Source organism: Enterococcus sp. DIV0175 (assembly GCF_050529075.1).
GTDB classification, from domain to species: Bacteria; Bacillota; Bacilli; order Lactobacillales; family Enterococcaceae; genus Enterococcus_B; species Enterococcus_B thailandicus.
The window spans coordinates 265964-281291 of the sequence record NZ_CP172880.1 but is presented as its reverse complement, the minus strand read 5'-3'; the positions used below and the strand labels follow the sequence as shown (position 1 = coordinate 281291).

The 15328-nt window shown below is 38.3% G+C and carries 14 protein-coding genes and 1 riboswitch; of the genes, 6 read left to right on the top strand and 8 right to left on the bottom strand.

Annotated features, from left to right (window positions below):
* Positions 1–11: 11 nt before the first annotated feature.
* The 3 genes from IGJ76_RS01425 to IGJ76_RS01415 form a co-directional block, all read right to left on the bottom strand.
* A complete protein-coding gene (locus tag IGJ76_RS01425) occupies positions 12–608 on the bottom strand; it encodes a riboflavin synthase (protein ID WP_270344455.1) in 597 nt (198 codons plus the stop codon).
* 1 nt (position 609) lies between these two features.
* Entirely contained in the window at positions 610–1668 is a 1059-nt protein-coding gene (gene ribD / locus IGJ76_RS01420) for a bifunctional diaminohydroxyphosphoribosylaminopyrimidine deaminase/5-amino-6-(5-phosphoribosylamino)uracil reductase RibD (protein WP_270344456.1), read from the bottom strand.
* A 118-nt stretch (positions 1669–1786) separates the two neighbouring features.
* Positions 1787–1923: riboswitch (FMN riboswitch) on the bottom strand.
* Positions 1924–2003: 80 nt separating this feature from the next.
* On the bottom strand, positions 2004–3023 hold the full coding sequence (locus IGJ76_RS01415) for a PocR ligand-binding domain-containing protein (RefSeq protein WP_411372626.1): 1020 nt from the start codon (positions 3021–3023) through the stop codon (positions 2004–2006).
* A 171-nt stretch (positions 3024–3194) separates the two neighbouring features.
* Here IGJ76_RS01415 and IGJ76_RS01410 point away from each other — a divergent pair, with 171 nt between their 5' ends.
* Genes IGJ76_RS01410 through IGJ76_RS01390 form a run of 5 tightly spaced genes read left to right on the top strand, consistent with a single transcriptional unit; the run spans position 3195 to position 7555 of the window.
* Positions 3195–4331: a glycerol dehydrogenase gene (locus tag IGJ76_RS01410; protein ID WP_067483196.1), complete on the top strand. Its 1137-nt coding sequence runs from the start codon at positions 3195–3197 to the stop codon at positions 4329–4331.
* 16 nt (positions 4332–4347) lie between these two features.
* A complete protein-coding gene (gene dhaM, locus IGJ76_RS01405; protein WP_067483198.1) occupies positions 4348–4746 on the top strand; it encodes a dihydroxyacetone kinase phosphoryl donor subunit DhaM in 399 nt (132 codons plus the stop codon).
* A 1-nt stretch (position 4747) separates the two neighbouring features.
* Positions 4748–5737 carry a dihydroxyacetone kinase subunit DhaK gene (dhaK, locus tag IGJ76_RS01400; RefSeq protein ID WP_075491857.1) on the top strand — a complete coding sequence of 330 codons (990 nt, stop codon included), beginning with the start codon at positions 4748–4750 and terminating at the stop codon, positions 5735–5737.
* A gap of 33 nt (positions 5738–5770) precedes the next feature.
* The gene (dhaL, locus tag IGJ76_RS01395; protein ID WP_086270556.1) at positions 5771–6373 is read left to right on the top strand and encodes a dihydroxyacetone kinase subunit DhaL; all 603 of its coding nucleotides are present in this window, start codon (positions 5771–5773) and stop codon (positions 6371–6373) included.
* 15 nt (positions 6374–6388) lie between these two features.
* On the top strand, positions 6389–7555 hold the full coding sequence (locus IGJ76_RS01390) for an iron-containing alcohol dehydrogenase (protein WP_270607945.1): 1167 nt from the start codon (positions 6389–6391) through the stop codon (positions 7553–7555).
* A 78-nt stretch (positions 7556–7633) separates the two neighbouring features.
* On the opposite strand, the gene IGJ76_RS01385 is transcribed toward IGJ76_RS01390, so the two are convergent.
* Positions 7634–9457, bottom strand: coding sequence for a glucose PTS transporter subunit IIA (locus IGJ76_RS01385; protein WP_270607943.1), 1824 nt, complete (start codon positions 9455–9457; stop codon positions 7634–7636).
* A 249-nt stretch (positions 9458–9706) separates the two neighbouring features.
* Here IGJ76_RS01385 and IGJ76_RS01380 point away from each other — a divergent pair, with 249 nt between their 5' ends.
* A complete protein-coding gene (locus IGJ76_RS01380; RefSeq protein ID WP_270492922.1) occupies positions 9707–10906 on the top strand; it encodes an enolase C-terminal domain-like protein in 1200 nt (399 codons plus the stop codon).
* 85 nt (positions 10907–10991) lie between these two features.
* On the opposite strand, the gene IGJ76_RS01375 is transcribed toward IGJ76_RS01380, so the two are convergent.
* The 4 genes from IGJ76_RS01375 to IGJ76_RS01360 form a co-directional block, all read right to left on the bottom strand.
* A complete protein-coding gene (locus tag IGJ76_RS01375; protein ID WP_430596685.1) occupies positions 10992–11381 on the bottom strand; it encodes a hypothetical protein in 390 nt (129 codons plus the stop codon).
* Between the two features lie 7 nt (positions 11382–11388).
* Positions 11389–12096: a GntR family transcriptional regulator gene (locus IGJ76_RS01370; protein WP_071868572.1), complete on the bottom strand. Its 708-nt coding sequence runs from the start codon at positions 12094–12096 to the stop codon at positions 11389–11391.
* 276 nt (positions 12097–12372) lie between these two features.
* Positions 12373–14340: an N-acetylglucosamine-specific PTS transporter subunit IIBC gene (gene nagE, locus IGJ76_RS01365; protein WP_067483212.1), complete on the bottom strand. Its 1968-nt coding sequence runs from the start codon at positions 14338–14340 to the stop codon at positions 12373–12375.
* Between the two features lie 19 nt (positions 14341–14359).
* Positions 14360–15199, bottom strand: coding sequence for a PRD domain-containing protein (locus IGJ76_RS01360; protein ID WP_067483214.1), 840 nt, complete (start codon positions 15197–15199; stop codon positions 14360–14362).
* Positions 15200–15328: the final 129 nt, after the last annotated feature.

Below are 15328 nucleotides of genomic sequence, written 5' to 3'. Positions count from 1 at the left end.
TTGTCCTTCTTTCACCACTTAAGAATTCCTTGTGCCTTTACATACTTGCCTAGTAAGTCAGTTTCAACATTGACCAACTGTCCTTGAACCAGTTTTCCTAAATTCGTTTGTTCTTTTGAGTGTGGAATCAAGCTAACCGAAAAGGTCTGCTCGGTCACTGATGTAACAGTTAAACTAACACCATTGATTGCAATCGATCCTTGCGGGATAATTTCACCTTTAAAAGTACCCGGTAATCCGAAAACAAAAACAAAGGCATTTTCTTGCATTCTTTTTTGTAGCAAACGAGTCGTACCATCTACGTGCCCGGTTACCAAGTGTCCTTCTAGTCGTCCATTATAAGGCAATGCGCGTTCCAAATTGACCGGATCTCCGACTTTCATTTGCGAAAAAGTCGTTCGCTGATACGTTTCTGGCATCATTTCCACACAGAATCGTTGATTGTTGATTGCAATAGCCGTTAGACATGTACCATTGATAGCCATACTGTCTCCAATTCGATAATTGTCTAACAATTGTTCAGACGCTTCGCAAGTAAGTTCGATTGTGTGTCCATGTCGTGTAATCTTAGTCACTTTTCCCTGCTCTTGAATCAATCCAGTAAACATTTTATACTCTGCTCCCCACGATTTTTATTGTGTTGTCTAACGCTTGGACTGTGACATTGTTCAATTCTGTTACTTTTTCAACATGTCGACTAGAGGACATACTCGCAACACTATCACCACCTAAAATTTTAGGTGCAACGTAAGTAATCAGCTCTTCCCAACACGCACTTGCCAAAAAAGCATCATGGATTTTTGCACCACCTTCAACATACACAGATTGGATCAGTCGTTCTCCTAATTTCGTTAATACCTCGGAAATCAAAACTTTCGGCAGATAAATTACCTCAACATGTTTCGGTAATGTCCGACAAATTTCAGACTGTTCTGTAAAAATCAAAACTGGCGCTGTTTCATCTTGAAAAACAGCAAGATTTTCGTGTTCGAACACCCTTCCTCGTCGATCTAAGATTACTCGATAAAACGGAAAATCGTTTATCGCACTTGTTAACTTGGGATTGTCAGTCAAAATAGTTTGACTTCCTACCAAAATTGCTTGGTAATTCGCCCTTTCTTCGCGAACTTTTTGCACCACATATTCACTTGTTAATCTGGTTCGTTGGTTCAATAATGCTAACTTTCCATCTAATGATATTGCTTGTTTTAGCGCAACAAATGGCCGCTTCTTTTCAAAAAAATAATTGTAATGTCTGTTTAAATTTCGAACCTCTTCTTCTAACACACCAACTAAAACATGAATCCCATGATCTCGTAGTTTTTTTATTCCCTGACCAGACACTATAGGATTAGGGTCTACTTGTCCGACTACTACTTGTCTGATTCCAGCAGCAATAATTGCCTCTGTACAAGGTGGTTGTTTTCCGTGATGGTCACAAGGTTCTAGAGTGACATAAATTGTTGAATTGAGTAGTTTTTCGGGAGTATCGCATAAATAATCAATTGCTACTTTTTCCGCATGCGCATCGCCATATGCTAAATGTGCGCCGACTGCTAGGACTTGATTGCCTTTCACAATGACTGCACCGACTAAAGGGTTCGTAAATGTTTTCCCACGCCCTTTTTCCGCTGCTAGAATCGCTTTTTTCATAAATCGTTCATGCAAATGAATTCCTCCTTTCCAAACAAAAAAGCCCCGTGTAATTACACGAGGCTCATAGTCAAAATAAACTCAAAGAAACACGACAAAAAAAGGGACACTTTTCCCGTCATTTTTTCGATAAGTTTTTCTTCTCCCATCCAGACTTTAACTGTCGGTTCTAGATTTTCACTAGATCAACCGCAAACTATTGCGGGTCACGGACTTCAAGTTAGACTTGTCACCGTCGGTCGGGAATTACACCCTGCCCCGAAGAAACATATTCAATTAACAAAAAAAGCATAACGTTCAAAAAAAAGAATGTCAACTGCTTTTTTCTTGTGCTTGATTAGCAACTTGCTTCAATCCATCGGAAAATGTTTGTGTCGCTTACGGTAATTCAATGGTGTGATTCCCTTGATTTTTTTGAATGAACGTACAAAGTAACTGGCCTCAACATAACCTAATTGATCGCTAATTTCGCTGATTGTTAAATCTGTTGTCCTCAATAATTGTTCCGCCCAATAGATTTTTAATTTCGCATAAATTTGACTGAAAGGTTCTCCAAACTCTTCTTTCAACTGTCGGCTTAAGTAGCTTGGACTCAAATTCGTTACATCGGCTAACATATTTAGATCGACATGACTTCCTTTATTAGCAAAAATCAGATCAATTGCAGGTTGCAGCATTTTATTTTTGGCTAGATACCTATCTTTTTCTGTCCCTAATTGGTTTTCCAATAAAGATTGACGAATGTCTGCTTGCACTGTTTTTAAATCAACTGATTGATCCGGTACTTCTGCTTTTTTTGAAATGCGGAGTGTCTGCTTATACGCTTTGATTAAATAATCTTTTTTGATTGCTTCCGTTACGATGTATTCGCTTAAACTTTCTAACATTACAGCTGTTCTCTGCAAATCAGCCAAGGTAAACTGGGGATATTGTTCAAATAATTCGTGGTGTTCTTCTTTAAATGCTTCCAATCTTTCTTGGTCTTCTACTTGTAAAACTTGTTCTAACTTTTCTTGTCCATCTATTAGCCGAACTTCTCCAGCCATGATTGCACCAACATATTGATTATCAACCATAATTGGGATTGCCATATCAACAATATTAAAATGGCAACGGTAAATAAACGGCTCTCCTGTTCGAACAGCTTCCAGGCCTCCTCTTGAATCACATTTTTCACAATAAACAGCCAATTCAGGGTGATTACGTACTAACTGGCAAAAAGGTTGAACTTGGCTGTGTTTCGTAATTGGTCTACCTCGATAATCTACTAAAATAATGGCCAAATGTGTAGCGAGGGCTAGACTTTCTTGAACTTTTTCCCATTTATCTAAATCTAAAACTTGTTCGATATCAAATAAAGTTGTGCTCATTTTCTCACCTCTAGTTAGTAGTATAGGACGATTTTCTAAAAATGACAAAATAATCCTATTTCACAAAATACTTCAACACATTCTCGAAAGAAAGCGGTATCAAAGTTCAATGATTCTTTGATGATAACGCTTTATGCTATAATAGTAAACGATAACAAGGAGGAACTATTGATGAGAAAAGCACTAATTTTACCAACCAAATATGTACAAGGTGAAGATGAATTACTGAACTTAGGTTACTTCGTATCGACTTTTGGGTCTTCTGCATTACTGATTGCAAACCCGGCTGATGTGGATCGTATTCGACCACAACTAGATGCTACCGCAGAGAAATTTGGCGTATCATTTATTGAAGGCGGTTTCAGTGGTGAAGTCACTCGAGCAGAAACAAAACGATTGCAACAAGTAGCTAAAGAACAACATACTGATTGCATTATTGGTTTAGGTGGCGGAAAAGCGATTGATGCTTCAAAAGTTGTAGCTGAGGGTGAAAAATTAATTATTGTTCCAACAATTGCAGCACAAGATGCGCCAACCTCTCACTCGGCTGTTTTGTACCATGAAGACGGTTCGTTTGACGACTATGCTTACTTTAAACAAAGTCCAAGCGTTGTCTTAGTGGATACAAAAGTGGTGGCAAAAGCACCTACTCGTTTCTTGGTTGCTGGTATGGGTGACGCATTATCAACTTATTTTGAAGCACGTGCAACGCATGATTCTTATTCCCGCGTTAACGCAAGTTTGCCAATGGGTTCAAGAGAAGGATTAACTCCTCCGGCTAGTGGCACTTATGCTGCCTTAGCGATGGCAAAATTATGTTGGGAACATTTACAAGAAGACGGCTTGAATGCAAAAATTGCTTGTGATGCGAATTTAGTGACTGAATCATTGAGTAAAATTGTCGAAACAAATATTTTGTTATCTGGTTTAGGATTTGAAAGTGGTGGTTTAGCTGCAGCTCATGCCATTCATAACGGAATGACTGTTTTACCTGGTGCACATAGTTACCTTCATGGTGAAAAAGTTGCTTTTGCAACCTTAACTCAGTTAGTTCTGGAAGATGCAAAAACGGAAGAAATGAATGACGTCATGGACTTCATGGCTTCTGTTGGATTGCCATTGACGCTAGCTGATCTAGGTGTGGATCACATTACTTATGAAGAAGCACTTGAAGTAGCAAAAATCGCTTGCATTCCTGAAGAATCCATTCATTCAATGCCGTTCCCAATTGTTGTCGAAGATGTCGCAAACGCTCTAATCGTCGCTGATCGAATTGGACAAGCCTACAAAGATAGAATGCGTAACTAAAAAGGAGTTTTTTGGAATGAAAAAAAGTATCTTACTCGTTTCTCATAGTCAAATGATTACAGATGGGCTCAAAGAAATGATTGAGCAAATGGGCAAAAGTGAGAATGTCGTGCTCTTTTCCCTAGGTGGAACTTCTGACGGAGAATTAGGTAGCGATCCAACCAAAATTGTAGATGCAATCAATGAAGCAACTGATAGTGATATCTTTTTTGTCTTCGCTGATCTTGGCAGTGCTGTCTTAAGTGCTGAACTTGCATATGATTTATTAGAACCAGAACAACAAGAAAAATATGTGTTAGTTGATGCCCCCTTAGTTGAAGGAGCATTCGCAGCTGGAATCACAGCAAGTGTTTCTGACGATCCTGATCACATTGTCAATGAAGCAAAGCAGGCAGCAAAGAAAGGTTGGAAATAAAATGAAGAAAATCATTAATGAACCACAAAATATTATCGAAGAAATGCTTGAAGGAATGGTAAAAAGTTATTCAACACTTGTTCATCGCGTCGATGATTCCAGAGTAATTGCTAAAAATCAAACAGAGAATGCACAAGTCGGATTAGTTTCTGGTGGCGGAAGCGGACATGAGCCTGCACATGCTGGTTTTGTCGGTGACGGAATGTTAAGTGCAGCGGTTTTAGGTGATGTCTTCACTTCTCCTACACCAGATCAAATCGAACGCGCTATCGAAGCAACCAACCAAGGCAAAGGTGTTTTATTGATTGTTAAAAATTATACTGGTGACATCTTGAACTTTGAAATGGCAAAAGACTTAGCCGAAATGAACGACATTCCAACAGAAATCGTTGTTGTTGATGACGATATTGCTGTAGAAGACAGCACTTATACCGCTGGAAAGCGTGGTGTTGCCGGAACAGTTCTTGTTCATAAAATCTTAGGTGACGCTGCACGAAGTGGCGCTTCTTTAGCAGAATTAAAAGAGCTCGGTGAAAAGGTTGTCCAAGCAACCAAAACGATTGGCGTTGCTTTAGCAGCGGCAACTGTCCCTGAAGTTGGGAAACCTGGTTTTACTTTAGCAGAAGATGAAATCGAATTCGGCGTTGGTATTCATGGAGAGCCAGGATATCGTCGCGAAAAATTACAACCTTCAAAACAATTAGCACAAGAATTAGTTGAAAAATTAGTTCAGGCTTATCCAGAAACGCCAAAAAAAGTTGGTGTCTTGGTCAATGGTATGGGTGGCACTCCTTTAATGGAACAATTTGTCTTTATAAATGATGTGTTAACTTTACTTGCGGCTAAAGATATTGACGTTGATTTCCACAAGGTTGGGAACTATATGACCTCTATTGATATGCAAGGTCTTTCTCTGACATTGATTGATTTGACAACAACGGAATGGACAAAAGCTTTAACCAGTCCAGTTGCAACCATCTCATGGGGCTAATTTAAGAAAATGATTGACTAAAGGAGAATGACAATGGATTTAACAGTCGAAAAAATACAAGCATGGTTGAATGATTTTTCTCAAGAAATCGAAAAAAATAAACACATGCTCAGTGAATTAGATACGCCAATTGGTGATGGTGACCATGGAAACAATATGGCTCGTGGCATGGCAGCTTATCAAGAAGCATTTGCTGCACAACAACCGAAAACTATTACTGATACATTTAAGATCTTAGCCATGTCTTTGATTTCAAAAGTAGGTGGGGCTTCAGGTCCATTGTATGGTACAGCATTCATGAATTTTGCCAAAGCAACAAAAGAAGTTACTGCCATTACAAATGAAGAACAGCTAGGTGAACTTATACAAGAAGGATTGAACGGGATCCAATTACGTGGAAAAGCCAATGTAGACGATAAAACAATGGTCGATGTTTGGGCTCCTGTAGCTGAAATACTCAAAAAAAATCAACCCTTAACAACAGAAGAAATCACATCTGCCAAAGAACATACAAAAGAGTTACAAGCCAAAAAAGGACGCGCTTCTTACTTGGGTGAGCGTTCTATTGGCCATATTGATCCGGGTGCTGCTTCCAGCGCTATTTTATTCCAAACGTTATTACCTTATCTTAACTAGAAAGAAGCAACTGACATGAAAACAAATTATGATTTTATGATACCTAGCGTCAATTTCTTTGGTCCTGGGGTCATTGCCAAAATTGGTGAACGTGCAAAATTGTTAGGCATGAACAATATTTTGATTGTAACTGATTCTTTTTTACATCATTTAGAAGATGGACCTGTCAAACAAACCGAAGAAAGCTTACGATTAGCTGGGATTTCTTATACTATTTTTGACGGTGTCGAGCCAAATCCTAAAATTCGTAACGTTCAAGCCGGAGCTGCGATGTATCAAGAAAATAATTGTGATAGTATCATCACTGTTGGTGGTGGTTCTGCCCATGATTGTGGTAAAGGAATTGGGATTGCCCTGACAAATGGTGAAGATCTTGCAAAATTAGCTGGAATCGAAACGTTGACCCAACCATTACCACCACTGATGGCCGTGAATACCACCGCTGGAACAGCTTCTGAAATTACACGACATGCCGTGCTAACAAACGAAGATACACATTTGAAATTTGTCATTGTTTCGTGGCGAAATGTACCTTTAGTTTCTTTCAATGATCCATTGTTGATGCTTGATGTTCCAAGTAAATTGACAGCAGCTACTGGAATGGACGCTTTGTGTCACTGTGTAGAATCTTACGTTTCAGAAAATCGTAATCCAATTACAGATGCTCAAGCAATTCAAGGAATGAAATTGATTGGCCAATATTTACGTCGAGCGGTTGCGAATGGTCATGATGTTGAAGCACGTACCAATATGGCTTATGCTTCTTTACTTGCCGGAATGGCATTCAACAATGCCGACCTAGGTTACGTTCATGCGATGGCACATCAATTAGGTGGTCAATATGATGCCCCACATGGCGTTTGCTGCGCTGTGTTAATGCCGACTGTTGAACGTTGGAATATGATTGCTAGTCCAGAACGCTTTGCTGATATTGCTACTTTCTTAGGAGAAAACATTACTGGATTATCTCCAATGGAAGCAGCTGAAAAGGGAATTCATGCACTCGAAAGAATTTCTGAAGATGTTGGTATCCCAACAAATATCAAATCAATTGGGGCAGACCCAAAAGATTTTGAATTGATGGCTGAAAATGCGTTAAAAGACGGCAACGCCTTTTCAAATCCACGCAAAGGTACAAAGTCAGACATCGTTGAATTATTCACCCGTTCTTACGAAGCCTAATTTTTACTTAACAGAGAAAAAAGGATGAAGCAAAACGAAATAACGTTTTGCCTCATCCTTTTTCGTGCACAAAATTGATTAATTCAAAACAACTTTTTCTAACAATTCACCAGATTGATGCGTGCCATCCAACCTTTTTTCACCATGAAGTGTCACTACGCGCTCCATGTTCAAGATGATGACCATGACTATTGTTGATTTTTTTTGCGTGCGAATATAATCTAAATCCATCTTTGCAATTTTTGTTTTACTTGAAACTTTATCTCCAGCTTGAACAAATAGCTCAAATCCTTCGCCATTCAACGAAACTGTGTCGATTCCCATATGAACCAAAATTTCCACGCCATTAGTTGTTTTGATTCCAATCGCATGTTTAGAAGGAAAAATTGTGGTAACAACTCCGGATACTGGCGCATAAATTTCACCATTGATTGGCTCAATAGCAAATCCATCTCCCATCATTTTTGTCGAGAATACTTCATCGGGAACATCCTCTAAAGGTACATAAGCACCTTGGGCTACCGCATGTAAATCAACTTCATTGGTTACAAAATCTTCTGTTTCTTCTTTTGGTACAAGTAGATATGTCACTAGAAACGAAGAAACTAAAGCAATCAAAATACCTAGCACTGCAAAAATAAAATATTGCCCAATGTAGGCCGGCAAACTAAAAATACTCGACAAAATATAACCATAAATTCTAACCCCAAAAAAGCTAATGAACGCTGAAGCTAAGGCACTACCAATCGTAGCCGCAGCAAAAGCTTTCTTATACTTCGATAAAATACCAAATAGCGCCGGTTCAGTGATTCCTAAAATACCTGAAATTGCTGAAGATAAGACAAGTGTTTTTTCTTCTTTTGTCGTTACCTTGGTATAAATTGCTGCAGTTGCACCAGTGATTGCCATGTTCGCCATAAACATCATTGGCATTAACATATCATAGCCTTGATTTGCAAAATTTTGTAACGCAATCGGGGTCATTGCATGATGAAGCCCCGTAAATATCGCGATTGGGCGAATTGCGCCAACGACAATTCCAGCTAAGATCGGTGATATTGCAAATAGCCCTTCTACCCCACTTGCCAATAAGTTTCCTAGAAAAATACTGATGGGTCCAATGACCGTTAACGAAAGTATTCCTGCAATAAATAATGACAACGTTGGCGTGAAAACAGTTCGTAACACTTGCGGTAGAACTTTGTCGACCCAACGATAAATATAACTTAACGCTAATACGGCAAAAATAATTGGAATAACTGTTCCAGCATAATTAAATACAGGAACTGGAACTAAGCCAAATAATAAGAATTGAGAGACTTCTCCTTGTGCAACAGCTGCCGTCATAGTTGGAAATTGCATAGCTGCTGCAATCGCAATTGCTAAATACTGATTCGTTTGAAAAATTTTCGCAGCAGATGCTGCTACAAAAAATGGCAAGAAAGTAAACACACCGCTTGCAATCATATCAATAACCAAATAGGAATCTGTTTGATTTGAAAGTACATTCAATGCTACCAATCCAGCCATCAGTCCCTTGATCATCCCAGCACCAGCAATCGCCGGCACCAGCGGACCAAAAACTCCAGAAACCGTATCCATAAACAATGATACAAGTCCCTTCTTTTCACCTGAATCAACTATCCGTGTTTCCTCCAACCCTAATTCCTTTGCCAATGGACGAAAATAGTCTGCGACATCCGTTCCAATAACTACTTGTAGTTGGTCGCTCTGATACTTTGTCCCAACCACATGTGGAATTTTTTCTAACGCCTCATAATCAACTGCTTCAACTTTTTTTAAGTTAAATCGTAAGCGTGTCATACAGTGCCAAGCATTATTAACATTCTCTTTTCCACCAACAGCTTCAATGATTGCTTGTGAAGTTTCTTTATGATTCATTTCTCGCTCCTCCTTGTTTGCGTTTACACGAGCTATATTAGCATGGAGACATCTCGTTGTAAAACCAGTCCTATTATACAAACAACTAACAAAAAACTTTATTTAACAATATTCCCAAACAAAAAAAATGATAATTGGACTGATTTTTAAAGCTATACGACCTTTTTTTTAGGCCAAATTGACAGCGCTATAAATGACATGTTTTACTAACTACGAAGCACAAGATTATTTTCTATAGGAGTGAATATAATGACACCAACAATTATTACGAACATAAAAAGTTTTGCGATCAAACCAGATCGGCATAATTTATTAGTGGTCAAAGTTGAAACAAATAAGGGCGTTTTTGGCTTAGGTTGTGGTACTTTTCAGTTCCGCCCACTAGCTGTCAAAACTGTTGTGGATGACTACCTCAAACCTCTGCTTATAGGGCGAGATGCAAATCAAATTGAAGATCTTTGGCAAATGATGAACGTTAATTCTTATTGGCGAAACGGTCCAATTACCAACAATGCAATTGCAGGTGTTGACATGGCTTTATGGGATATCAAAGCAAAGTTAGCAGATATGCCACTCTATCAACTACTAGGCGGAAAAGCACGCACCGCAATTCCCGCATATACACATGCAGTTGCTGATAATATTGACGATTTATTCAGTGAAATTGATCGTTTCTTGTCTGAGGGATACCAGTATATTCGTTGCCAATTAGGTTTTTATGGAGGTAATCCAAAAAATTTGCAAACACCTGAAAATCCAATCGCTGGTTCTTATTTCAATCAAGAAGAATACATGGATACCACACTAAAAATGTTTGCTACCATTCAACAAAAATATGGTCATCAATTTCAGATGCTTCATGATGTTCATGAACGTCTTCATCCAAATCAGGCGATTCGTTTTGCAAAGGCTGCTGAACCTTATCATTTATTTTTCCTAGAAGACCTTTTGCCTCCTAATCAAAATGAATGGCTTACACAACTCAGAAATCAAGCTTCTACACCTATTGCTACTGGGGAACTATTTAATAATCCAATGGAGTGGCAAGAACTTGTACGAAATCGAATGATCGACTATCTGCGTGCACACGTTTCTCAGATTGGTGGAATTACACCTGCACTAAAATTAGCTCATTTTTGTGATGCAATGGGAATTCGTATTGCTTGGCATACTCCGTCAGATATCACACCAATTGGCTTAGCTGTAAATACACATTTAAATATTCATCTTCATAATGCTGCTATCCAAGAAAATATTGATGTGCCAAAAAATACACAACAGCTTTTTGGGCATATTCCTCAACCTAAAAATGGTTTCTTCTATCCAATTGAAGAAGTCGGCATTGGTGTTACATTTAATGAAGAACTAGCGGCTGAATTTCCGGTTGTTTATCGACCGCATGAATGGACACAAAGTAGGACGCCAGATGGGGCAATTGTTACGCCGTGAGAAAGGTTGTGAGAGAAGTGCTTAGCTCCAATAAATAAGAAAAAATTACCAGAAATTGCTTCCCAAATTTTTGAGTAATTTAGGCTTATTTGGAAGGAGTTACTTCTTGAACACCGAGGAAAAGGCTGTGGCGCAAAGCGTTTAGCTTCAAGCAATAAGAATGCTTTTCTAAAAATAGTTTTCCATATTTTAAGAAAAGAGGACTTATTGCCGAAGGAGATGCTTTGGGAACACCGTGAATAAGGTTGTGGCGCAAAGCGTTTAGCTTCAAGCAATAAGAATGCTTTTCTAAAAATAGTTTTCCATATTTTAAGAAAAGAGGACTTATTGCCGAAGGAGCTGCTTTGGGAACACCGTGAATAAGGTTGCAGCATAAAGCGGTTAGATTTGAAAAAAACAAGTACCAACAAAAAAATTCAAGATATACACTAAGAGGCAAAGACAATTCAACTGATTGTCCTTGCCTCTTTCTCATTAGCTCATCAATCAATTCTTGATTGATGAATCATTCGATCAAATGGACGAATATAGGTAACCGAGTAATCAATAGCTGTAATCTCACTATATTCAAAAATCCGACCATCAGCCAATAAAGCTCGATTTTTGATTTGCATTGCTGGTGTTCCTCTTCTAACCATTAAAACTTCTGATTGTGCCTTTGTTAAAGTCACTGGTGTGTAGTTACTAATATAATGTGAAATTCGGTACCCTTCTTTTTCAACAAAGCGTTGAATCGAATGTTCGACTACTTCTTTTGTTACTTTAGGGAACAATTTAACTGGCAACAATGATTTTTCTAGTTGCTCAATTTTATAGTTCACTAATCGAATTCGCGAAAATGACCAGATTTCTTCTCCAACTTCTAATTGAAATAGTTGACACTCTTCACTACTTGCTAAACGTTTTTCTAACGTCAACATTTTAGACTCTATTCGATCATAAGGCGTGCGTGTCAAAGAATTAAATATCAATGGGTTCTTAACCCATTTTTCGTGAACAAAGATTCCTGATCCTTGAACGACGCGCACAATTCCAATCTCCTCTAAGCTTTTGATTGCTTGTTGAATCGTAAAACGAGATACTTGGTATTTTTGTGCGAGTGTTCGTTGGGCAGGCAACTTACCATCCTTGAACTCTTCTTGATAAATTTTACTCAGCAAATCTTGAACAATAAATTCCTTTTTTTTCATAAAAAAACTCCTCATCTATAAATGATGACAACTCATGATAAGCAGACCTATCTTTCATTTTTCCCAGTTATTTCTTCTAGTATAGCAAATATTCACACGTTTTATTGTTCATCAAAAAAAGGCTACGACAAAAGTCGCAACCTTTTTTAGTTACATGAGTTGATTCAAAGTGACTCTTCTATATAGATATAACTTACATTTACTACAAAGCATTGGAAGTTACTTTGAGTTCCTGCTCATTATCTAGTCGGAGCTAAATGTTTTGCGCCACAACCTCTATTTACTCGTTACCGTCCCAATAATTTCGTTCACTTCACCATCTTGGCCAGTTGTTACTGAGAATGTATCGATTTTATCTGGATTTGTAAAGACAACGATCATGTCAGCTTCTTTACCACTTGCCTTCAAACTTGCTAGATTGACTTTTGCAAGCATTTGTCCACGTCCCACTTGTTGTCCTTCTTTAACAAAGACAGTGAATGGTTCACCATTTAATTGAACAGTATCGATTCCCATGTGAACTAAGACTTCAATTCCAGAGTCAGTTACTAAACCAATCGCATGTTTTGTAGGAAAGACACTTGTCACTTTCCCAGCAACTGGCGCAAAAATTTCGCCTGATTCAGGAATAACTGCAAAACCGTCACCCATCATTTTTTGTGAGAACACTTCGTCACCGACTTCAGTGATTGGAATCACTTTCCCAGTAGCTACAGCATATACATCTTGTGTTTGTGGTCCTTCTGGTTTGCTGATTTCTTCGGTAACTACTACTGTCCCAGCTGATTGGCTGACAGGACTTCCATGTAATTTACTCATTTCATCTGCTACAAATTGAACCTCTGTTCCAACAATAACTTGGATATTTTGATCATCAATTACTTTCAATCCCGGAACACCAGTTGCTTTGATTTTTGATTGATCAACTTGTTTTGTATCTTTCACTTGTAAACGAAGACGTGTTGTACAGTTATCAATTGATGTCACATTGCTTGCTCCACCAAGAGCCGCATAGATGCTATCTGCTAAAGCAGAAAACTTATCGTTACCAGTTGCTAAATCAGGCGTTTCTTCACCTGTACCTTCTTCGCGGCCTGGTGTCATCAAGTTAAATTTCTTGATAACAAACATAAAGGTAACATAGTAAACGACAGCCATAACCAAACCTAGTAAAATCAACATGTATGGTTTATTCGCAATTGGTACGCGTAAACTCAAGAAGAAATCAATAAAACCAGCACTAAAGTTAAATCCTGCTGTCCAATGGAAAAGTGCTGCTACAAACATTGAAATACCTGTTAAAGCTGCATGAACAACATACAGTGGCCAAGCAACAAACATAAATGAAAATTCTAGTGGTTCAGTAACACCAGTAAAGAATGAAGCAAATGCAGCTGCTAACATCAATGAAGCTGTTTGTTTTTTCTTCTCTGGACGAGCACATTGATAAATGGCTAACGCACCTGCTGGCAATCCAAACATCATTACTGGGAAGAACCCAGCTTGATACATTCCTGTAATTCCTTTTGTTCCTTCACTTGCCCAGAATTTACCAATATCATCAATTCCTGCAAGGTTGAACCAGAACACATTGTTCAACGCATGATGCAAACCTGTTGGGATCAATAGACGGTTAAAGAAACCATATAGTCCAGCACCAACTGCTCCCATTCCAGAAATTAATTCACCAAATGAAACAAGCGTATTGTAAACTGGTGGCCAAATAAAAATCAATAATGCCGAAATCAAAGTCATTACACCGGCAGTTACAATGGGAACTGCGCGCTTCCCGCTAAAGAAAGATAAAGCCATTGGCAATTTTACTTTACTAAAACGATTGTACATTGCTGCGGCAACTAGCCCAGCCAAAATCCCAATAAAGACATTTTTGTTGTTAATTGCGCCAAACGCAATGTTTACTTGTTCAACATCAACTTTTGTGAACAATGCAACTGATGCACTACTTACCAAAGTCATCGGTGTCAAGAAAGCAACCAACCCTGCCAAAGCTGAAGAACCATCTTTGTCTTTCGACATTCCTAATGCCAAGCCGACCGCGAACAACAATCCTAAATTATCTAAAATCGTACTACCAGCTTTAATTAAAAAAGCCGCCAAAATATTATTGCCACCCCAACCACTTGGATCAATCCAATAACCAATCCCCATGAACAAAGCTGCTACAGGTAATGTTGCAACTGGCAACATCAATGAGCGACCCATTCTTTGCATATAAGCTTTCATCTTTTTCTCTCCCTAATTTTTAATCACAAACAGCGCTACGTAAGCGTTCAATGTGGATTGCTAAGTATCCCATTTCCTCACTCGTAATCGACATTTGATATTGTTTAAGTAATAAAACACGAATTTTTTTCGTCATTTCATAACTTGCTATATATTTTTTCTTGACCATTTTTAAAATATCTTCATCCAAAACAGCGTACTGCTGGTTCTTATAACGTTGTAATAATAATCTCAAGTGATTTGCTAAACGCGTGTAGCTCAAAGACATCTCTTGAGTATGCAAATCAACCTCAAGCTCTGCTTCGATTAAACGAATCACATCTGAAATAATTGTCACCTCTCGAATACTTCGATGATTGTTCAATTGATTTCTGCGACTCGAATGAATATGAATGGCAATATAGCCTGCCTGATCGTAAGTAAATGGCACATCTAACGTTTTCGTCAAATGTTCTACTGCCCATTGTGCAATTTGAAATTCTTCAGCGTACAAAACTTCGATTTCTCGTAATAGTTTGTTACGAATCACGATACCATTTTTCATATTTTCGGCAGCAAATGCGATATGGTCTGTTAATGCAATCAAAATATGTTCATTCAACGGCTCCATTAAAATCGTTTCTGCATGCTGAATGATTTCCTCAGCTGCAAATAAATATTTTTCATCAATTTGATTCAATAAGTTTTGCAAACGAAGTTGTCCTTCCGGTTCCATGACAAAGAGGCGCTCGATGTCCTTCATAAAAATAAGGTCATTTCGTTTCTTCTCAAAGCTGATTCCTTTTCCAATTGCAACTTTTTCTTGTCCGTCATCGTCTACCAACACAGCATTTTGATTAAAGATTTTTTTGATTTTCATAATGAGTTCCTTTTCTGCAGAAATAGGTTTTTGATTTCACAACTAACAATCATTTTCCAGAAATTTTTTGGCCTAAAGAATTTCCAGACAAAAGAAAAGCATGGAAAAATCACCTGGAAAATTGCTCTC